This is a genomic window from Blautia marasmi (assembly GCF_900258535.1).
Lineage (GTDB): Bacteria > Bacillota > Clostridia > Lachnospirales > Lachnospiraceae > Blautia > Blautia hominis.
In genome coordinates this window covers 3,943,725-3,962,367 of the sequence record NZ_OIWX01000001.1, presented here as the reverse complement: position 1 = coordinate 3,962,367, position 18,643 = coordinate 3,943,725, and the positions used below count along the sequence as shown (strand labels likewise).

At 48.4% G+C, this 18,643-nt stretch carries 21 protein-coding genes and 1 pseudogene; 5 read left to right on the top strand and 17 right to left on the bottom strand.

Features of this window, described 5'->3' with window-relative positions:
* Positions 1 to 430 precede the first annotated feature (430 nt).
* From C6P39_RS17145 to C6P39_RS17120, 6 genes are all read right to left on the bottom strand, one after another.
* Positions 431 to 658, bottom strand: coding sequence for an HPr family phosphocarrier protein (locus C6P39_RS17145; protein WP_095171309.1), 228 nt, complete (start codon positions 656 to 658; stop codon positions 431 to 433).
* A gap of 312 nt (positions 659 to 970) precedes the next feature.
* Complete coding sequence (locus tag C6P39_RS17140) at positions 971 to 1,813, bottom strand: Mrp/NBP35 family ATP-binding protein (protein WP_095171310.1); 843 nt, start codon at positions 1,811 to 1,813, stop codon at positions 971 to 973.
* Between the two features lie 31 nt (positions 1,814 to 1,844).
* A complete protein-coding gene (locus C6P39_RS17135; protein WP_104804604.1) occupies positions 1,845 to 2,213 on the bottom strand; it encodes a metal-sensing transcriptional repressor in 369 nt (122 codons plus the stop codon).
* Between the two features lie 109 nt (positions 2,214 to 2,322).
* A complete protein-coding gene (locus C6P39_RS17130; protein ID WP_095172345.1) occupies positions 2,323 to 2,553 on the bottom strand; it encodes a hypothetical protein in 231 nt (76 codons plus the stop codon).
* A gap of 47 nt (positions 2,554 to 2,600) precedes the next feature.
* Positions 2,601 to 3,893, bottom strand: coding sequence for an alkyl/aryl-sulfatase (locus tag C6P39_RS17125; protein ID WP_104804603.1), 1,293 nt, complete (start codon positions 3,891 to 3,893; stop codon positions 2,601 to 2,603).
* A gap of 49 nt (positions 3,894 to 3,942) precedes the next feature.
* On the bottom strand, positions 3,943 to 4,641 hold the full coding sequence (locus C6P39_RS17120; RefSeq protein ID WP_095171313.1) for a 5'-methylthioadenosine/adenosylhomocysteine nucleosidase: 699 nt from the start codon (positions 4,639 to 4,641) through the stop codon (positions 3,943 to 3,945).
* Between the two features lie 185 nt (positions 4,642 to 4,826).
* On the opposite strand from C6P39_RS17120, the gene C6P39_RS17115 reads away from it, so the two are divergent.
* The gene (locus C6P39_RS17115) at positions 4,827 to 5,399 is read left to right on the top strand and encodes a xanthine phosphoribosyltransferase (RefSeq protein WP_095171314.1); all 573 of its coding nucleotides are present in this window, start codon (positions 4,827 to 4,829) and stop codon (positions 5,397 to 5,399) included.
* Between the two features lie 207 nt (positions 5,400 to 5,606).
* Complete coding sequence (locus C6P39_RS17110; protein WP_104804602.1) at positions 5,607 to 6,128, top strand: ECF transporter S component; 522 nt, start codon at positions 5,607 to 5,609, stop codon at positions 6,126 to 6,128.
* 13 nt (positions 6,129 to 6,141) lie between these two features.
* Here the strand turns inward: C6P39_RS17110 and C6P39_RS28525 are convergent, their stop codons facing one another.
* Positions 6,142 to 6,276, bottom strand: a complete 135-nt coding sequence (locus C6P39_RS28525) for a DUF6783 domain-containing protein (protein ID WP_334293916.1) — start codon at positions 6,274 to 6,276, stop codon at positions 6,142 to 6,144.
* Here C6P39_RS28525 and C6P39_RS28520 point away from each other — a divergent pair.
* Positions 6,235 to 6,348 (top strand): annotated as a pseudogene (locus tag C6P39_RS28520) (DUF6783 domain-containing protein); the annotation flags it as partial. The gene C6P39_RS28525 and the pseudogene C6P39_RS28520 overlap by 42 nt on opposite strands.
* 57 nt (positions 6,349 to 6,405) lie before the next feature.
* Here C6P39_RS28520 and C6P39_RS17100 read toward each other — a convergent pair.
* Genes C6P39_RS17100 through C6P39_RS17090 form a run of 3 tightly spaced genes read right to left on the bottom strand, consistent with a single transcriptional unit; the run spans position 6,406 to position 8,404 of the window.
* A complete protein-coding gene (locus C6P39_RS17100) occupies positions 6,406 to 6,849 on the bottom strand; it encodes a GNAT family N-acetyltransferase (protein ID WP_065542771.1) in 444 nt (147 codons plus the stop codon).
* A 54-nt stretch (positions 6,850 to 6,903) separates the two neighbouring features.
* A complete protein-coding gene (locus C6P39_RS17095) occupies positions 6,904 to 7,098 on the bottom strand; it encodes a ubiquinone biosynthesis protein UbiE (protein ID WP_095171315.1) in 195 nt (64 codons plus the stop codon).
* A gap of 1 nt (position 7,099) precedes the next feature.
* Positions 7,100 to 8,404 carry a DNA polymerase Y family protein gene (locus C6P39_RS17090; RefSeq protein WP_104804600.1) on the bottom strand — a complete coding sequence of 435 codons (1,305 nt, stop codon included), beginning with the start codon at positions 8,402 to 8,404 and terminating at the stop codon, positions 7,100 to 7,102.
* Between the two features lie 162 nt (positions 8,405 to 8,566).
* On the opposite strand from C6P39_RS17090, the gene C6P39_RS17085 reads away from it, so the two are divergent.
* On the top strand, positions 8,567 to 9,760 hold the full coding sequence (locus tag C6P39_RS17085; RefSeq protein WP_104804599.1) for a metallophosphoesterase: 1,194 nt from the start codon (positions 8,567 to 8,569) through the stop codon (positions 9,758 to 9,760).
* Positions 9,761 to 9,792: 32 nt separating this feature from the next.
* Here C6P39_RS17085 and C6P39_RS17080 read toward each other — a convergent pair whose 3' ends face one another.
* The 4 genes from C6P39_RS17080 to C6P39_RS17065 all read right to left on the bottom strand — a co-directional run bounded on the left by C6P39_RS17080 (position 9,793) and on the right by C6P39_RS17065 (position 13,705).
* Positions 9,793 to 10,929 carry an aminotransferase class V-fold PLP-dependent enzyme gene (locus C6P39_RS17080; RefSeq protein ID WP_104805973.1) on the bottom strand — a complete coding sequence of 379 codons (1,137 nt, stop codon included), beginning with the start codon at positions 10,927 to 10,929 and terminating at the stop codon, positions 9,793 to 9,795.
* A 21-nt stretch (positions 10,930 to 10,950) separates the two neighbouring features.
* On the bottom strand, positions 10,951 to 11,994 hold the full coding sequence (selD, locus tag C6P39_RS17075) for a selenide, water dikinase SelD (protein ID WP_104804598.1): 1,044 nt from the start codon (positions 11,992 to 11,994) through the stop codon (positions 10,951 to 10,953).
* Positions 11,995 to 12,425: 431 nt separating this feature from the next.
* Positions 12,426 to 13,184 (bottom strand): exodeoxyribonuclease III, encoded by a 759-nt coding sequence (locus C6P39_RS17070; protein WP_104804597.1) that lies wholly within the window; start codon positions 13,182 to 13,184, stop codon positions 12,426 to 12,428.
* A gap of 20 nt (positions 13,185 to 13,204) precedes the next feature.
* The gene (locus C6P39_RS17065; protein WP_095171325.1) at positions 13,205 to 13,705 is read right to left on the bottom strand and encodes a DNA-deoxyinosine glycosylase; all 501 of its coding nucleotides are present in this window, start codon (positions 13,703 to 13,705) and stop codon (positions 13,205 to 13,207) included.
* A gap of 252 nt (positions 13,706 to 13,957) precedes the next feature.
* On the opposite strand from C6P39_RS17065, the gene C6P39_RS17060 reads away from it, so the two are divergent.
* On the top strand, positions 13,958 to 15,373 hold the full coding sequence (locus C6P39_RS17060) for an amidophosphoribosyltransferase (RefSeq protein ID WP_104804596.1): 1,416 nt from the start codon (positions 13,958 to 13,960) through the stop codon (positions 15,371 to 15,373).
* A 107-nt stretch (positions 15,374 to 15,480) separates the two neighbouring features.
* Here the strand turns inward: C6P39_RS17060 and C6P39_RS17055 are convergent, their stop codons facing one another.
* The 3 genes from C6P39_RS17055 to C6P39_RS17045 form a co-directional block, all read right to left on the bottom strand.
* A complete protein-coding gene (locus tag C6P39_RS17055) occupies positions 15,481 to 16,227 on the bottom strand; it encodes a sugar phosphate isomerase/epimerase family protein (protein WP_104804595.1) in 747 nt (248 codons plus the stop codon).
* Positions 16,228 to 16,682: 455 nt separating this feature from the next.
* A complete protein-coding gene (locus tag C6P39_RS17050) occupies positions 16,683 to 17,549 on the bottom strand; it encodes a YitT family protein (RefSeq protein WP_104804594.1) in 867 nt (288 codons plus the stop codon).
* A 19-nt stretch (positions 17,550 to 17,568) separates the two neighbouring features.
* The gene (locus C6P39_RS17045; RefSeq protein WP_104804593.1) at positions 17,569 to 18,555 is read right to left on the bottom strand and encodes a diaminopimelate dehydrogenase; all 987 of its coding nucleotides are present in this window, start codon (positions 18,553 to 18,555) and stop codon (positions 17,569 to 17,571) included.
* Between the last annotated feature and the right edge of the window lie 88 nt (positions 18,556 to 18,643).

The following is an 18,643-nucleotide window of genomic DNA, read 5'->3' as shown; positions in this document are numbered from 1 at the left end:
TTTCCTCTCATACCTCATCTTTTTTCTTCTGCAGCCATTTATCCTCCCATACCACAACTCTTCACTTCCGCAGCCACTTTCCCCCCTCATTCTACATCTTTTTTTGTTCCACAGCCAACCCCAGGGGAAGCATGGCGGATGCGGGAGGGGGACGGGATTGCCTGTGAGCGGTGTTTCACGGAGCGGCTGCCAGATCCACCTGCCCCAGACACTTAGTGAAGAGCGCTCTCGCGATGAACTTAGTGACTGGGAGCAGGTTAGCTGGCTGCCAGCGGAGTGCATCGCTCACAGGCAATCCCGTCCCCCTCCCGCATCCGCCATGCTTCCCCGTCCGCTCTCCCCATTCAACCCAAAAAAAGCGGAAGCCCACAATTCGTGTCTTCCGCCCCAAAATAACATATAAAATTATCAGTTCCCGAGAAATCCCCCTCTAAGCAATCGCATATCTGTCCAGAAATCTATCGAATTTCTCATCATGCCCATTACATCTCACAGTGAGCACACGTGTCAAATCCATACTTAAAACTCCAAGGATTGACTTCGCATCAATGATGACTCTGTTGTAAAAAACATCGATATCAAATTCGCATTTACTGGCCTCAGTGACAAACTCCTTAACGTCGCCTGTCTCATTTAACCTAATCTGGCGTTGTACCATATTTACCATCCTTTCTTTAAGAAACAACACGCCAACTGATATTATAGTTATGTCTTGATTCTTTATTGTTAGGACGTATTATGACAGCTCTGCCTATATTTGTCAAGAATTTGACAAGATTTTTCCACATGTACCAAAAACCTCCATTTCAGCACGTTTTTTAGCAAAATAAACAGGAAATATTTTGTCGAAACTTGTCTGTTCTGTGCAGTTTGACGTCTCCGTTTATCCATGATATACCAGTTATCATTTTACTCGGAGAAATATTCCCAAATCAGAGACTCAAATTTTGTCACTGTATCAGCCGTCCGCTCAGGCTTTCGGCAGATATTTTAAGGAATCCTTAAGATATTCGTTGATCACATCCGCATATCCGCCGGCGTCCACAGTTGCAGCCAGCTCCGGTTCCAAAGGCATCTTGGCAATTACCGGCACACCCAGCTCTGCACCGATGGCATCTACTTTGCTCTCACCAAACACATGGATCTCTTTTCCACAGTCAGGACATTTGACAAAACTGTAGTTCTCCACCAGGCCAATCACCGGAACCTTCATCATCTTGGCCATGTTGTAAGCTTTTCTCACAATCATATGCACCAAATCCTGCGGAGATGACACAATGACAATTCCATCTACCGGAAGAGACTGGAATACAGTCAGCGGAACATCTCCGGTTCCCGGAGGCATATCCACGAACAGATAGTCCAGTTCGCCCCATATAACATCCGTCCAGAACTGCTTTACCATATTCGCAAGAATCGGGCCTCTCCAGATAACCGGAGCCTCCTCCTGGGGCAAGAGCAGATTGATGGACATGATCTTAATATCATTCTTTGTCAGAATCGGATATATACCATTGTCATCTGCGGTAGCGGAACCTTTGATCCCGTACATTCTCGGGATGGAAGGCCCTGTGATATCCGCATCGAGAATACCTACACGGTATCCCTTGGATGCCATCTCATTTGCCAGTGACGCGGTGACAAAAGATTTGCCTACGCCGCCTTTTCCACTGACAACACCGATTACCTTCTTAATTTCGGAAAATGCATTCAACTCTTCTTTTGGGATTCCGCCGCCGTTTGCATGGCTGCATCCCTCACAACTTTTTTTATCACAGCTCTTGCTGTCGCATTGTTTCTTTTCTTCACTCATGATTCTTTCCTTTCCCACTGGGGTTTATACCTTATTTCATAAACCTGTCAATGGCTTTATTTAATTCTTCCAGGGCTTCTTTATCCCCGCTCTCCACCGCGTCCACGATACAGTGCTCAATGTGATCCTGCAGGATCACCTTTCCGGTATTGTTGATCGCCGCCTTCACTGCCGAGAGCTGTATGAGCACTTCGCTGCAGTCCCTGCCATCCTCCACCATACGGCGGATAGATTCCAGATGACCGATCGCTCTTGACAAACGGTTCAGCACTGCCTTCGTATGGGTGTGGGTATGCGTATGGGAATGGGGGTGTCCCTGTGCGCCGGCATCTTCATGCACATGCTCAATCACCGTTCCGTCAGGAAGACTGTGTGTATGGACATGTTTCGTCTCTTCCATTGTGGTTTCCTCCTCGCGCTTTCTCTATTATATCAAACCCAGAAAAAAAAGCAATGGTTTCCCTGCCCTTCAGCCTCCGTGGGGATAATGGCTGTGTAAACAGCAAGATCTAAATCTCAGAAAATGTAAATCTCTGATGTACATCCGCTGTCATCACATCATATACCACACTTCCGTCTTCCTTCTCTGTCTTCTCCATACGAAGCTCCTTCTCGGACTTAAACTTCGCATGCAGCCAAACCTCCGGGTTCTCCATTTCCACTTCCTGAATAAAATTATCCCTGGAGTGGTTTCCCGGACACTGGTTAAATATTTCGTGTATCACTTCATACGTTTTCATATCTCTGCTTCCTTTCAAATCCTGCTGCTTCAGGCTACCGGCAAAATCTATACAGAACAACCTTCGGCGGTTTCCCTTAATTCTCTGGCACATGCAATATAATAATGACGCCCATTGGCACTGGTCTCATATTCTGCTATCCCTTCCAATGCAGCGGCTTTCAGACGAAGCACTTCTTTACCGGCTGACGCATGGTCTTCCAAAAGGAGATCGCATAATTCCAGACACCACTGATAATCCTTTTCCCTGACAGCGCTTTCAGCCGCATCCAAAACAGCCGGCGCACCGCCCATCAAACCGATCATCTTATTGGAATGTACCGCTGGCGGCAATGGGTGCAGGTTAGTCGGATTCCCGTCAAACCATCCCAGATATGCCCCATAAATGGCCCGCACGGTCCATTCCACACAGCCATAATGTTCCGCCAAATATGGCAGGTCCGCATATGCCGACGGCAATTGTATTTCTGATGCCAGCTGGTCTGCGCTCCTGCCTGCATTCATCCCCTCCAAAGTATATGTCAAAATATGATCAAAAGCTCCCCGGAAATGCTCCAATGTCCTTTTGATCTCTTCCCTGCCAAAAACTGCCGCTGTATGCCCAGGCAGAAGGAATCTGGCCGGATAAGACATTAGTACATCTAAACTGTTTATCCATGCCGCCAGATCTCGGTACTGTCCGCCCCGTATCGCATAGAGGTTCGGGAAACAGCCATAGTAATTATCCCCGCAGCATAACACTTCCTTCTGCGGAAACCAGATCATGATCTGATCTTCCGCCTCACCGGGAAGCCGGATCAATTCCATCTGCACACCATCTATTTTGCAGAGCACCTTTTCCTGATCATAAACCGTATCAGGCGGGACGAATGCCCGGTGTTCCCCATGCGTTATCCCCTCTCTCGGTCCGATGCCCTGTGAAATGGCCTCCTCATCAGTTAAAGCATAACCAAACTGCCGTGCACCGCGCAGATCCTGGATATCCTTTAAAAGCTCCGTTCTCTCTAAAACGGGGTTTTTAGGCTTAAAGGCAATTATCTTTGGACTGCCTGCCGCAAAGGCCCCTGCACCGCCCCGGTGGTCGGGATGGCTGTGTGTATATATAATGTTCCCCACTTCTTTCCTTGTATTCTCCCGGATGATCTTAAGCAGCTTTTCACCGCGTTCCCGCGTGTCCAGTGTATCGATCAGGATCACACTGGTCTCAGCCTCCACAAAAACTGCATTGCTGTGGCCCAGTCCTGATACAAACCACACCCCTTTTGTCACTTCCGTTATGGTTTCCTTGTAGTTCTTTTCCGTAAAATCCAACAACTGCTGCTTTCCATTTTCTATCAGCATGGTTCCGCTTCCTTTCCTGCGTGTACCGCAAACTCATTCCGATACACACTCATTCCGATACACACCCATCTATTTGTTCAAGCATCCCTGCAACAATTTCTGCGGATATCTCAGATGCCGCTTCACAGTTCTTATCAAAATTTTCGATCCCTTTATGCGTAACAGTATCCGTAATGGTCCTGACTGCCAAAAACGGGATTTTGTTTACATAGCAGACATGGGCAACACTGGCTGTTTCCATGTCAACACAGAGAGGAGCAAATTTTTCATTGATCTCCTCCCTTTTATCATCTTCGATGAATTGCTCTCCTGTCACCATGGTTCCAAACCGGATCGGATGTGCAGATGTCAGGCTGTACCTTTTAGCTATGGCCGACAATTTGTCATCTGCCGGAAAATAATTGGATTTTAACCATGGGTGAAACTCCGTCAGAATATCATCTGCCACATCATGATAAATGACACGCTCCGATATGACCGTATCGAAAAGCTGAACACTTTCCTCCATTCCCCCTGCGGTTCCCCCATTGATGATGCAGTCAACGTGAAATACATCGATCAATAGCTGGGCTGCAATGGCGGCATTCACTTTGCAGACTCCACTGTACACGGCAGTCACTTCTGTCTGATGAATGGTTCCTTCATAAAATGTAAGCATGGCCTTTTCTGTCGTTTCACAACTCCGGATATACTTTAAAAAGGGGGCCAGTTCTGTATCACTGGCACATAAAATTCCTATTTTTTTCATCACTTATTTACCTCGTTTTCTATTTTATCACAATCGTGCAGATTTTGTGTCATTTTCTCCCCTGTTTTTACAAAAAAACCAAAAATAAATTGCAAAGCCCGTACAAATATCGTATTATGGTAGTTACCAGAAAAACCGGGGGTATCTGATCCCCCCGGACACGTAAAAACCAGGGAGGAATTCAAATGCAGCTTTTAAAAGAGCGTATTCTAAAAGACGGCACGGTAAAGCCGGGTAATATACTGAAGGTGGACAGTTTCCTGAATCACCAGATGGACATACCATTCATCAACGAGATCGGCAAAGAGTTCAAACGCAGATTTGCCGGCTCCCCTATCACAAAAATTCTGACGATCGAAGCCTCCGGCATTGGCATTGCCTGTATTGTGGCACAGTATTTCGGTGTTCCGGTGGTCTTTGCTAAAAAAGCCCAGAGCCTGAACCTGGACGGCGAAATGTATACGACCAAAGTCCAGTCCTTTACCCATAAAAAAGTTTATGATGTGATACTATCAAAAAAATTCCTGCAGCCGGAAGACCATGTACTGATCATTGACGATTTCCTGGCTAACGGATGCGCACTCCAGGGTCTGATCGAAATAGTGGATACAGCCGGCGCAACTCTGGAAGGAGCCGGTATTGTCATCGAAAAGGGCTTTCAGCACGGCGGCGACGCGCTGAGAGAAAAAGGCATCCGTGTGGAGTCCCTGGCAATTGTGGATTCCATGAGCGATGATTCCCTTACCTTCCGCGCTTAGTACATAGCAATTTATAGGGCAGTCCAAAACTGGACTGCTCTTTTTTTAGGAAACTGGCTCTTTATAGAATGCCAATTTTCGGCTATATTGTGTAGAAAGAAAGCGTTCAGCAACCAAGTCCCCCATACCGAAAGCGGTTCTGCAGGGATTTTACATGTAATGTAAGAAGGTGCTGGACAGTTATGTCTGTTAAAAGGAGTTATTATTATGGAAAACAAAACGAAAAAGATTGTTATGACCGCACTTTTTGCGGCTCTGGCCTGTGTTGCCACCATGTCCATCCGCATTCCCACACCCGGGACCAGCGGTTACATTCATCCGGGGGATGCCATTGTGATCCTTTCCGGGATCATCCTGGGTCCTGCCTACGGATTCCTGGCCGCCGGTATCGGTTCCTGCATGGCCGACCTTTTGGGGGGATATTTTATCTACGTCCCCATCACCTTTGCCGTAAAAGGCCTGGTGGCACTGTTTGCTGCCCTTGCCTACAAAAAGATAGCAAAAGACAGCAAAACAGCCTGGGCAGGCGTCCTTACAGGAGGCATCATCGACATGGTGCTGGTTGCAGGGGGCTACTGCCTGTGTGAATTCTTCCTGTACGGCACAGCCGCATTTTTAAGCGTGCCGTCCAATCTGATCCAGGGTGCCAGCGGTCTGATCCTCTCACTGGTCCTCTATCCGCTTCTCACTGCAGTACCGGATATCAAACGGATGATCGCCTCCGCGTAAGTATGGGACCTGGTCATTGACAGCAGCACTGCGTTCTAGAGTGTGTCTGAAAATTGCTTTCGGCAAGCTGTGCGTCACACTTTGTGGGAGATTTGATCCCGATGAGGGAGGCGTAGCGGGCTACGTTGACCGAATTGGGGGCAAATATGCCGCAAAGTGGGGCGTGCAGATTGTCGGAATGAATTTTCAGACACACTCTAGTATCAAGGATGCGTTTTAGATCTTACAGCTCCCGGCAGGCCGGCACGGTATCATCAAAACGCATCCTTTTTCTTTTCTACAAGTCTTTTATCATCTGGAAATAATGCAGCTCCTCATATCCAAGCCTCTCATACAGCGCGATCGCTCTCTCGTTGCTGTATGTGGCTTCCAGACGGAATCTCTTGGCATGGGAATACTCCTGTTCGATCCAGGCAAAGACTTCACTCCCGTATCCCTTTCCTCTGGCATTTTCCATAAAGTACAGTTCCTCCAGCCACACCGTCAGACCGCCTGCCTCATTGCTGAACGTAAAGGCGAGAAGCAGGTATCCAACCACGCCGCTTTCATCCTCCAGCATCAATACCCTGGCATATTCCCTGCTTCTTAAACACTCCTTCAAAGTTGCTTCAAAATGCTCCTGAGGCACTGTATGCATACAGGCTTCACCGCCGTAAAACTCCTTCTCCATCTTAAAGAATATGTCTCTGTCTTCCTCTCTGATATCTCTGATCGTCAGCATAAATATTGTTATCCTGTAACTGTTCAGGACTTCACAGTTACGTTTTCCTTTCTGTTATTTTTCTGCTTCCATTGCAAAAACCTGTTTCATCATCTCACAGTTCTTACTGTGGGGACATGCACCGTAATCACAGTCAATCCTGTCAAAATGCAGGCCGTCTTCATCCTGTACGAATTCGCATATGGCGCTTCTTGCCATATCATAATTCTTACAGTATCCGTTAACAAATTCTTCCACTATCTCACTCATCCTACTTGTCCTTCTCCTCATTTTCATTCTGCTTCCAGTTTTGGGAAAGCCCCTCCGCAGCGCTCACCTCAGGAGCCGGAAGTCTGCCTTCCGGATGACCTCCCGCCATATTTTCAATGGGCTGCTTCAGGAAAGATGCCCGCATGATAGCCCCTGTTCCGAATTTTTTGCGAATCTCATCTACAGCCTGGTCCATTTTTTCCAGTTTATCATAATCCGTGTGATCAAACAAGGACAACTGTCTGCCGCTCTCCTCCCTGGAAACACGGCTGGTCCGCACCCCCAGAAGACGGATGGGCGCTCCGTCCCACAGTTCATCAAACAGCCTGCAGGCCTGATGATAAAGCTCTGAGGTGATATTGGTGGGAGCCTTCAGCACCATCTGGTGGGAAACCGACTGCAGTTCATGATCCTTAATGGTGACGGACACCACCTCGGCCTTCATACCGTCACTGCGCAGCCTGGAGGCCACTGTCTCACAAAGGGAAAGCAGCACTTGCTTTGCGGTATCCTCATCCACCACATTAAAAGCGATGGTTGTGCTGTTGCCGTACCCCTTATTATCCTCCTGCACGGATTCCACCACAGCACTGTCCCTGCCGTTGGCAGAATTCCAGATAGCCTCCCCGTGCTTTTTCAGATGATGCCGCAGAATCTCCACATCCGCCGCAGCCAGATCCCCGATGGTATAGATTCCCAGTTTCTTCAGCGTGTTCTCCGTGGACTTCCCCACAAACAGCAGTTCCGATACGGGAAGAGGCCACATCTTCTCGGGAACCTCCTCCGGAAACAGCGTGTGGACCCTGTCGGGCTTCTGGAAATCAGAGGCCATTTTTGCCAGCAGCTTATTGCTGGAGATTCCGATATTCACCGTGAACCCCAGTTCTTTTTTGATGCGGTCTTTGAGCCGGTGCGCAAATGCCACCGGTTCTCCCAGCAGCCGCTCCATGCCTGTCATATTCATAAACGCCTCATCAATGCTGTATTTTTCCACATCCGGTGTGTATTCTCTCAGGATATCCATAAATTTTTTTGAATACTCCCTGTACATTCCGTGATGGGAAGGGATTATCGTCAGGGATGGGCATTTCCGCATGGCGTCCACAATAGGCTCCCCTGTCCTGACACCAAACGCTTTGGCAGGAATGGATTTTGCCAGGATGATCCCCCGTCTTTTTGACCTGTCCCCGCCCACTGCACTGGGAATGCTGCGAAGATCCACAGTCCCCCCGTTTTCAAGCCTGTAAACAGCTTCCCAGGAAAGAAATGCACTGTTTACATCAATATGAAAAATGACGTTCTCCAATTTGATCCCACTTCCTTATTTTATAACGTTTTGATCTCTGCAAGGTCTTTGACCTCTTTAGCACCATTATACCAGAACATATGTTCCATGTAAATACTTGACAAAACTTCCAACCTATTCTATTCTTGAAGTAATAAATTTAACTCACAAAAGGAGTCTGTTATGCTGGCTATCATACTTGCCCCATTTTATCTTTTGATCAATCTCTATGTTGTCCGCTGGATCATCCGCTGGACAGGCGCCTGCCACAGGCATCTAAGATCCAGGCCGTTTCGTGTGGTTTTCCTTTCCATTTATATTTTCATGTGCCTGACGCCCCTGACCTCCTATCTGGTCTCCGCCAATCCCTGGCACAGTTATCTGAAGCGGCTTTTCAATTACTGGCTGGGCACATTTTTATATATTGTACTTATCATCCTTATCTTCGACCTGGGAAGATTCCTTTTAAAACATACAAACCGGATAAAAAATGAAACCCTTGCCCTGCGCCGCACATTTGTCTTAAGCGGCGGCGCCGCGGCCTGCCTGATCATCGGCCTGAGTGCCTATGGGATCATCCATGAACACCGGGTCTATGTAAACCACTATGAAGCCAAAATCGAAAAATCCGGCGGCAGGCTGGACCATCTGCGGATTGCCCTGACTGCAGACCTGCATCTGGGCTACAGCATCGGCACTTACCATGTGGAATCCATGGTGGACAAAATAAATGCGGAAAATGTGGATCTGGTCTGCATTGCCGGAGACTTCTTCGACAACGAATACGACGCTGTACAGTACCCGGAAAAAACCATTTCCATCTTAAAGGAAATAAAAAGCACCTACGGCGTATATGCCTGCTGGGGCAACCATGACTTTAAAGAAAAGCTCCTTGCCGGCTTTACCGTACCCGTCAAAAACGGGCAGCACACAGATACCCGGATGGATGACTTTCTGAAACGATCCGGCATCCAGCTCCTGGATGACAAGTCTGTCCTCATCGACGACTCCTTCTATCTGGCCGGCCGCAAAGACCCCCAGCGTTCTAAGAAGATGAAAGAAAACCGACTCTCACCGGAGGACCTTTTAAAAGACCTGGACCATGATAAGCCCATACTGGTCATTGACCACCAGCCCAAACAGCTCCAGGAACTGGCCGACGCCGGCTGCGACATAGACCTCTCCGGCCACACCCACGACGGGCAGATGTTCCCGGGCAATCTGACCACAAAACTCATGTGGGAAAACTCCTGCGGAGAGCTGAAAAAGGATGATATGTACTCCTATGTCACCTCCGGCGTGGGGATCTGGGGGCCTGCCATGCGTGTGGGAACAGACGCTGAGGTCATGATCATTGACGTATACTTCTCAGAATAAAATCTCTGCATGTTTTAAAGGGAACCGGCGGCTCATTCCGCTGCCAGTTCCCTCAATGCTCTTACAGTCTGCTCCACTTCCTCCATAGTATTAAACCAGGAAAAAGAAAATCGGACGGCCCCCTGCTCCTGCGTTCCCATTGCCTGATGCATCAGCGGCGCACAGTGTGCCCCGGACCGGGCATAGATCTCATAGGTACAGGATAACTCATCGCTCACCTGTGCCGAATCATATTCTCCCATATTGAGAGCCACAATGGCTGCTCTCTCCCTTTTCTCAAAATCCCCGTACACCTTGACCCCCGGTATTTCCCGCACACCTTCATAGAATGCACGGGCAAGCTTTTGTTCATAGACCCCGATATTTTCCACGCCTGCTTGTTTCACATACTCCACAGCGCTTAACAGGCCCACGATCCCGTGCCCATTCAGCGTTCCGGCTTCCAGTCTGCCCGGCATGATCCCCGGGTGCTCCCGTTCAAAAGAATGGATTCCGCTGCCTCCTGCTTTTAATGAGCGAATCTCCACCCCTTCCCGCACGCAGATCCCGCCTGTTCCCTGAGGCCCCATAAGCCCCTTATGCCCAGTAAAACAAAGTACATCTATTCCGCATTTTTCCATCTGAATAGGCACCGATCCGGCAGTCTGGGACGCATCCAGGACAAATAAAACCCCTTTTCTGCGGCAAAGCTTTCCAATCCTTTCGATATCCAGCATATTTCCCGTAACATTAGAAGCATGGGTACACACCACGGCCCTAGTCTTATCCCCAATGGCCTGTTCCATCTCCTCATAAGAAATATTTCCTTTTTCATCTGCCGGAAGGACCGTCACCAAAACCCCTGTTTTTTCCATTTCATACAAGGGTCTGAGAACTGAATTATGTTCCAGTGCGGTAGTCACCACATGCTCTCCGGGATCAAAGATCCCCCGGATCACTGTATTCAATGCCTCCGTGGCATTACAGGTAAACGCCACACCGGAAGGATTTCCAAACCCAAAGAATCCCGCAATAGCCTCCCTGGCCTCATAAATCTTCCTGGACGTCTCAAGGGTGATCCCATGGCCACCCCTCCCATAATTTCCAAGGGTGCCCATAGCCTCATAGACAGCCTTTCTCACACATTCCGGCTTCCTCAGCGTAGTTGCCGCATTATCCAGATAAATCATCTCTTTCACCGTCTTTCCGTCCTATCGGATCATCAGAAATTTCTCCTGCAGATCCGTTACAAATCCCACGATCCCAGCCTTCAAAGGGTACCCGGCTTTCTCAAGCTTCACAAGCACAGCCTCAGCGTCCTCCCTTCTCAGGCTCACCAAAAGCCCTCCGGAAGTCTGCGGGTCAAAGACCAGATCCTCCAAAGCTTCCTCAACCTTGTCCTCCAGCCGTACATCCTTCTTATTATACGCCTTATTCCTATAAGTACCCTCAGGGACCAATCCCATAGACGCATAAAAAAGAGCATCCGGCAGCACTTCTAATCTGCCGGTCTCAATCACAAGTGAGACCCCGCTTGCCCTGGCAGTTTCCAGTGCATGTCCCGCAAGCCCAAATCCAGTCACATCCGTACAGCTATGCACCTCAACCTCTCTGAGCACCTCCATAGCCAATTTATTCAGGCAGCTCATACTCTCCACCGCACATCTTTTCGCCTCCTCAGAAGCCATACCGGCCTTCACAGCCGTATTGACCAGCCCCACTCCCAGTGGTTTCGTCAACAGAAGCACATCACCGGCCTGCGCTCCGCCATTCTTCCAAATCCTATCCGGATGCACAAAACCCGTCACACAAAGCCCATACTTAGGCTCCTCATCATTGATAGAATGCCCGCCTGCCAGCACAGCCCCGGCCTCCTTCACCTTAGAAGCCCCGCCCGCCAGCATCTCTCCCAGCACCTCAGCTCCCAGGCAATTAGGAAACGCCACCACATTCAAAGCAAGCCTCGGCTCCCCGCCCATAGCATACACATCACTGAGCGCATTAGCCGCCGCGATCTGTCCGAAGGTAAACGGATCATCCACCATAGGCGGAAAAAAATCCACCGTCTGGATCAAAGCCACCTCATCCGAAACCCGATACACCGCCGCATCATCCGCCGTCTCAACCCCCACCAACAAATTTTCATCCATCACCGCAGGCAGTCTCCCCACCACCTCCGCCAAAATCCCCGGCCCAATCTTAGCCGCACACCCCGCACTCTTAGAAAACTCCGTCAACTTCACCCCAGCACTCATAACAATCTCCTATCCATTCCCATCTCTCTCAATCCCACAACCTCCCTACCCCTCTCTCAATTTCCCTATATACTTCCCTCAACCCACAACATCTCTTTATATTTATATCTTCCTATTTCAACTCTTCCCCCCTACCGCCATCCCCCCCTCACTCCAACCAATATCCAGTGGTCAGCCAGCCAACAGGGAAAGGAGCGGTGAGCGGAGGGCAGCCGGGGCAGAGGGTATCAGGCAGACGGTGTACGAGGAGCGGGCAGAAGATCCACCTGCCCCAGACACTTAATGAGGAGGCCTCTGCCGACGAATTTAGTGACTGGGAGCAGGTTAGCTTCTGCCCAGCGGAGCGCTCCGTCTGCCTGATACCCTCTGCCCCGGCTGCCCTCCGCTCACCGCTCCTTTCCCGTCCGCCCTCTGTCCGCCCTCACTTTCTCTTACATCCCTTCTATCACCACCTCCACCGGACAATGATCCGACCCAAACACCTCCGTATGGATCCCCGCCGAAACCAGTTTCTCCCTCAACCGATCCGACACACAAAAATAATCAATCCTCCACCCCGCATTCTTCTCCCTTGCCCTAAACCGGTAAGACCACCAGGAATAAACCCCGGTCTCCTCCGGATAAAAATACCGGAAACTATCCGTAAACCCAGCCTCCAAAAGCTCTGTAAACTTCCCTCTCTCCTCGTCCGTAAATCCCGCATTATGCCTGTTGGTCTTGGGATTCTTCAAATCAATCTCCCGGTGTGCAACATTCAAATCCCCGCACATAACAACCGGCTTTTTCTCATCCAGTTTCAAAAGATACTCCCTGAACGCATCCTCCCATTCCATCCTGTAAGGAAGCCTTGCCAGCTCATTCTTTGAATTGGGTGTATAACAAGTCACAAGATAAAACTCATCGTACTCCAGAGTGATCACCCTGCCCTCCTGGTCATGCTCCTCCATACCGATACCATATGCCACGGAAACCGGCTCCTTCTTGGCAAAAACAGCCGTCCCCGAATACCCCTTCTTCACAGCATAATTCCAGTACGCATAATACCCTTCCGGCGCAAAATCAATCTGTCCTTCCTGAAGCTTTGTCTCCTGCAGACAGAAAAAGTCCGCGTCCGCAGCCTCAAAAAATTCTGTAAATCCCTTCTGCACACAAGCCCGCAGGCCATTCACATTCCATGATATAAATTTCATACGATTCTCCTCTCTGTTCTCTACAAATACGTTAAGATCTCCCGGTAAAACTCCAGGATCGTTTCATATTTCATGCCGCAGTTTGCCGGACTGGTGGACGGCAGCTGTCTGATCGGCACCCCCGTATGGGGCTCACAATATTTCCGGTAAAGCGCCGCTGCCTTTTGTCCTGTGGCAAAAACAGCCTGTATGGGTGCAGCATCCAGCACGATAGACATATCATTGGCCGCCGGGTTTTTAATGCTTCCGTCATCCGCCCCGCGTATCTCGCAGCTTTTCAGCACATCCCACACAGCCACCTTATGGGCCAGCAGCATTTTCTTCTTTTCTTCTATGGTCAAAGGCATATCTTCTCCCAGAACTTCCCCCATCACTTTCCAGAATCTGTTTCTGGGATGCCCGTAATAAAATCCTTCCTCTCTGGATTTCGGAGAAGGCATTGTCCCCAAAAGCAACACTCTGGAACTGCTGTCAAAAACCGGTGCAAACGTATGCGTCACATATTCTGTCTGATTTTTCATCGGCTCCTCCCCAAAATAGACGAAATATTTAAGTCTTCTTTTCTTTTATTATTGTAGAATTTTACTTCTTTCGTCCTCATTATACACTATTTTTTCTCTCCTGCGAAGTAAAAAAAGTTGGCAAAACGACTTTACGAACGCCGTCTTATGAGTATATAATAAAGACTGCATCGGAAAAACTGCAGAAAGTACACACAGCACACTATCTGTGGTGAAAACAACAGAATTCTTAAGTAAAAAGGAGAAAAATCAATGGGTGGAATATTTGGAGTAGCTTCTAAATCCAGCTGCACTTTGGATTTGTTTTTCGGAACAGACTATCATTCTCATCTAGGAACAAGAAGAGGCGGTTTGGCAGTCTATGGACCAAATGGATTCAACCGTTCGATTCACAATATCGAAAATACCCCTTTCCGTACTAAATTCGACGGAGACTTAAACGAACTGGAAGGAAATCTGGGTATTGGCTGTATCTCTGACAACGAGCCGCAGCCGCTTTTAGTACAGTCACATCTGGGAAGCTTCGCTATCACAACAGTAGGAAAGATCAACAACATGGAGGAGCTTGTAGATATCTCCTATAAAAACGGATGTACCCATTTCCTGGAAATGAGCGGCGGAAGCATCAATCCAACCGAGATGGTGGCGTCCCTGATCAACCAGAAATCCACCATTGTGGAAGGGATACAGTATGTACAGGAGCTTGTTGAAGGTTCCATGACCCTGCTCCTGCTCACCCCTAAAGGAATCTATGCAGCCCGTGACCGGGTAGGCCGCACCCCTGTCATCCTTGGCAAAAAGGAGGATGCATTCTGTGCCGCCTTTGAAAGCTTTGCCTTCTTCAATCTGGGCTATGAAACCTACCGCGAACTTGGCCCCGGAGAAGTTGTATTCCTTACACCGGAGAGCGCTGAGACTTTAGTCAAACCACGTGAGGAAATGAAGATCTGTTCCTTCCTGTGGGTATACTATGGATATCCCACCTCTACCTATGAAGGCATAAATGTAGAGGAAATGCGCTACGAATGCGGCAAAAAGCTGGCACAGCGCGATGCCCAGAGGGAAAATGTGAAACCCGACCTGGTCGCAGGTGTTCCCGATTCCGGTATCGCACACGCGATCGGCTATGCCAATGCATCCGGTATTCCCTTCTCCCGCCCGTTCATTAAATATACACCGACCTGGCCCCGCTCTTTCATGCCGACTCAGCAGAGCCAGAGAAACCTCATCGCCCGCATGAAACTGATTCCTGTGGAAGCGCTGATCAAAAACAAGAGTCTGCTGCTCATTGATGATTCCATTGTCCGCGGCACACAGCTTCGGGAGACAACAGAATTTTTATATAGCAGCGGAGCCAAAGAAGTTCACATCCGTCCGGCCTGCCCGCCGCTACTGTTCGGCTGCCCGTACCTGAACTTCTCCCGTTCCAAATCCGAAATGGATCTGATCACCCGCCGTATCATTGCAGACCGTGAGGGGGACAATGTTCCCGCGGAAGTCCTTGCCGACTACGCGAACCCGGATTCCACCAACTACAAAGAAATGCTGGAGGAGATCGGAAGACAGCTTAATTTCACCACCCTTCACTATCATCGTCTGGATGATCTGACCGCCTCCATCGGCCTCAGTCCGTGTAAAATGTGTACACACTGTTTTGACGGAAAATAATAGATGGATTTTCAGACACGCTATAGGCCCAACCGCTTCCGGCTGGAGAAAAATTAAGATAAGATATCACAACAGTCCCGGATATCGTTAAGGTATCCGGGACATTCTTATACCATACAAATCTCATTTATGGAATGCAGCACATCCTCTTTTTGACTGCACTCTATTGTAAAAGTCACGTCCGGGCTGTTCCTTTTTACGGTCTCAATTATCTCTTTATAATCCAGGTTTCCCCTTCCCAGTCCCCAGTGGGCATCCCTGTCCCCCCAATTGTCATGGACATGCAGATGTTTGATATAACTGCCAAACAGCTCCGCCCATGCACCGGCCGGCCTATCGGAATAGCAATGGGCATGTCCCATATCCAGGCAAAGTCCAAAATCAGGATGCTCCACCTTCCTTGCCACTTCAAGAATAGGCTCTGCCTGTCTGTCAAACACATTTTCCATCACGATCTGAATCCCTTCCCTGCCTTCCAGAAACCGTTTATAAAAATCAGCCACCCTGTCGGCCCAGCCGATCAGCAGATATACATCCGGTACATAACAGGTGTGGAACACCAGCTTTTTAGCCCCCAGTCTTTTCGCTGCCCAGTAAGCCTGCTCATATCTTTTCCTGGTAGTCTCCAGGATCAGGGAATCAAACGTCATAGGATTCAAATCCAAAAAAGGCCCATGAAGGATCAGGTCCTCACACCCCATCTCCTCCAGCCTCTTTTCATACCGATCCGCCTTCTCTTCCAGACTGTCCAAATTTTCCGAAATAGAAAACTCAATACTCTCAACCCCTGCCCCTGTCTTTTCTATCACATCTCTCATATCCCAGTCTTCCAGTAAATGACTCACATAAATCATACTTCACCCGTCCACTCTCTTAAACTATTTCTATAATCTCTACATCCGAACTCTCTTAATCTATTTCTATGATCTCTACATCCGAACTCTCTTAATCTATTTCTATGATCTCTACATCCGAACTCTCTTAATCTATTACTATAATCTCTACATCCGAACTCTCTTAATCTATTTCTATGATCTCTACATCCGAACTCTCTTAATCTATTTCTATGATCTCTACATCCGAACTCTCTTAATCTATTACTATAATCTCTACATCCGAACTCTCTTAATCATTTCCATAATACCACAAATCCCCATACAATTCTTCCTTTTTTCAACAGCAAAGCCCCTCCTTCCGCCAGTGCACTGAAAAACAGCAGCCGGACCCAACCGCCGACCTGCCTGTCCCGTGTCCGGCAGAACCTTGCAGAAAAAAGGACCGCCACGTCCCCGCAGCAGTCCTTTTTCGCCTAATAATCTGTCTTCTGATAAAAATGCCCTTCCAAAAAATCCGTCTTGATCACATTGATAAATGCCTTCGGATCCGCCTTCCGAACTCGTGAGACCAACACTTTTGCCTCTGCACTGGAAACAACAGAATACAGCATTTTCCGCCCTTCATTAGAATAACAACCGGTAGCCGCAAACTCCGTTGCACTGTGATTCGTCACCTCATAAATCTCCTGGTACACGGCATCCGGACAATCCGTAACAATAAACAGTGTCTCCTTCTTATACGCCGTATGCAGCATATGGATGATCTGTGTGGACGTAAACTGGAAAATAATAGAATAAAGCGCTTTATCCCATCCGAACAGAATACCCGCGATCACCAGCACACATCCGTTGCCAAGCAGAATAAAATTCCAGACATCCTTGTTCTTTTTCTCAGCAAAATAAATAGCGATAAAATCCGTACCTCCGCCGCTTGTCCCGCCCATGAGGCAAAGACTCACAGCAAAACCGTTCAACAGTCCGCCGAACACGGAGATCAGCAGAATATCCTGGGTGATCGGCTGATACGGAATAATATCGGTAAGAACACTGGTCAGCACAATGATCATGGCGGAGCTGACTGTGAACTTCTTGCCTATAGCTTTAAAACAAACGATCGTAGGGATTGCATTCAACAGCAGGTTGATCACCGTAAACGGCAGCACAATGCCCAAAAACCGTTCAAAGATAGTCTGGATCAGCAGCGTCACTCCATTAAACCCGCCGGGATACAATCCACCGGCCCTTACAAAGGTCTTAATATTAACTGCCATGATAATGGCACCTGCAAGCCCAAAGACAACTCGTTTTGCCTCTGTCTTATAATCAATATTCGCTTTCATTTTTCCTCATCTGCTGACCTTACAGCATGTGTTTCCGAAGTTCCTCCGGAGATTTTACAGTTAAATAAGCCGGTGCAATATCAAAGACGGTTCTGCAGCCGCTCTGTCCCTCCCGGTTCAGACGGTATGCTGCCCTTGCGTAAGCTACTATGACAGAGGAAGTAAATTCCGGGTTTGAATCCAGTTTCAGACTGTACTCGATCACATGACTGTGCTCTTGCTCCCATCCTGTCTTTCCTGTACGGATAACAAATCCTCCGTGAGGAAGTCCCGCGTGCTCAGCCTTCATCTGCTCCTCACTGATGAAATGCACAGTTGTCTCATACTCATCAAAATAATTGGGCATTGTCTTGATCTCTTTTTCAATCTTCTCTTTATCCGCGCCATCTTCTGCCACTACAAACACTTCACGTGTATGCTTTTCTCCGGTTGTCAGTGCCGGATTCTCGCCGTTTCTGACTGCTGAAAGCGCTTTTTCCACAGGAATGGTATACTGTCTTGCATCCACAACTCCGTCAATCCTTCTGACTGCATCTGAATGTCCCTGGCTTACGCCTTTTCCCCAGAACGTGTAGTCTGTTCCTTCCGGCAGAATGGCATTGGCATACAGGCGGTTCAAAGAAAACATTCCCGGATCCCAGCCCACTGAGATCAGGCCGATCTTCCCGCTTTTCTTTGCCGCTGCATCTACTTCTGCAAAATGCTCAGGAATTTTTGCATGAGTATCAAAGCTGTCCACCACGTTGAAATACTGTGCAAACTCAGGTGTCTGCTTCGGTAAGTCTGTTGCGCTTCCACCGCACAGGATCAGAACGTCAATGTCGTCCTTCATCTTCACAGCTTCATCCACATGATATACTTTTGCAGTCTCTGTCATGATACGGACATCTGCAGGATCACGGCGTGTAAAAACAGCAGCGAGCTCCATATCCGGGTTCTGTTTCACAGCACATTCCACTCCGCGTCCCAGATTACCATAGCCTAAAATTCCGATTCTTATACTCATCCTTTACCTCTCCTGTTAATTTTTTCTATAGTGTTTCCCTTTTCATCCCACTAAGTATAACAAATTCCCTTTTTCACTTCAACCTGCA

Coding starts and splice junctions, on each gene's coding strand:
- C6P39_RS17115 (WP_095171314.1), top strand. CDS start 4,827: ATGCAGCTTTTAAAAGAGCGTATTCTAAAAGACGGCACGGTAAAGCCG.
- C6P39_RS17070 (WP_104804597.1), bottom strand. CDS start 13,184: ATGAAATTTATATCATGGAATGTGAATGGCCTGCGGGCTTGTGTGCAG.
- C6P39_RS17095 (WP_095171315.1), bottom strand. CDS start 7,098: ATGAGTGAGATAGTGGAAGAATTTGTTAACGGATACTGTAAGAATTAT.
- C6P39_RS17125 (WP_104804603.1), bottom strand. CDS start 3,893: ATGCTGATAGAAAATGGAAAGCAGCAGTTGTTGGATTTTACGGAAAAG.
- C6P39_RS17100 (WP_065542771.1), bottom strand. CDS start 6,849: ATGCTGACGATCAGAGATATCAGAGAGGAAGACAGAGACATATTCTTT.
- C6P39_RS17050 (WP_104804594.1), bottom strand. CDS start 17,549: ATGAAAGCGAATATTGATTATAAGACAGAGGCAAAACGAGTTGTCTTT.
- C6P39_RS17065 (WP_095171325.1), bottom strand. CDS start 13,705: ATGAAAAATCAGACAGAATATGTGACGCATACGTTTGCACCGGTTTTT.
- C6P39_RS17145 (WP_095171309.1), bottom strand. CDS start 658: ATGGTACAACGCCAGATTAGGTTAAATGAGACAGGCGACGTTAAGGAG.
- C6P39_RS17080 (WP_104805973.1), bottom strand. CDS start 10,929: ATGATTTATCTGGATAATGCGGCAACTACGCTGAGGAAGCCGGAATGT.
- C6P39_RS17055 (WP_104804595.1), bottom strand. CDS start 16,227: ATGATTTATGTGAGTCATTTACTGGAAGACTGGGATATGAGAGATGTG.
- C6P39_RS17140 (WP_095171310.1), bottom strand. CDS start 1,813: ATGAGTGAAGAAAAGAAACAATGCGACAGCAAGAGCTGTGATAAAAAA.
- C6P39_RS17060 (WP_104804596.1), top strand. CDS start 13,958: ATGGGTGGAATATTTGGAGTAGCTTCTAAATCCAGCTGCACTTTGGAT.
- C6P39_RS17135 (WP_104804604.1), bottom strand. CDS start 2,213: ATGGAAGAGACGAAACATGTCCATACACACAGTCTTCCTGACGGAACG.
- selD (WP_104804598.1), bottom strand. CDS start 11,994: ATGAGTGCTGGGGTGAAGTTGACGGAGTTTTCTAAGAGTGCGGGGTGT.
- C6P39_RS17110 (WP_104804602.1), top strand. CDS start 5,607: ATGGAAAACAAAACGAAAAAGATTGTTATGACCGCACTTTTTGCGGCT.
- C6P39_RS17045 (WP_104804593.1), bottom strand. CDS start 18,555: ATGAGTATAAGAATCGGAATTTTAGGCTATGGTAATCTGGGACGCGGA.
- C6P39_RS17120 (WP_095171313.1), bottom strand. CDS start 4,641: ATGAAAAAAATAGGAATTTTATGTGCCAGTGATACAGAACTGGCCCCC.
- C6P39_RS17085 (WP_104804599.1), top strand. CDS start 8,567: ATGCTGGCTATCATACTTGCCCCATTTTATCTTTTGATCAATCTCTAT.
- C6P39_RS17130 (WP_095172345.1), bottom strand. CDS start 2,553: ATGAAAACGTATGAAGTGATACACGAAATATTTAACCAGTGTCCGGGA.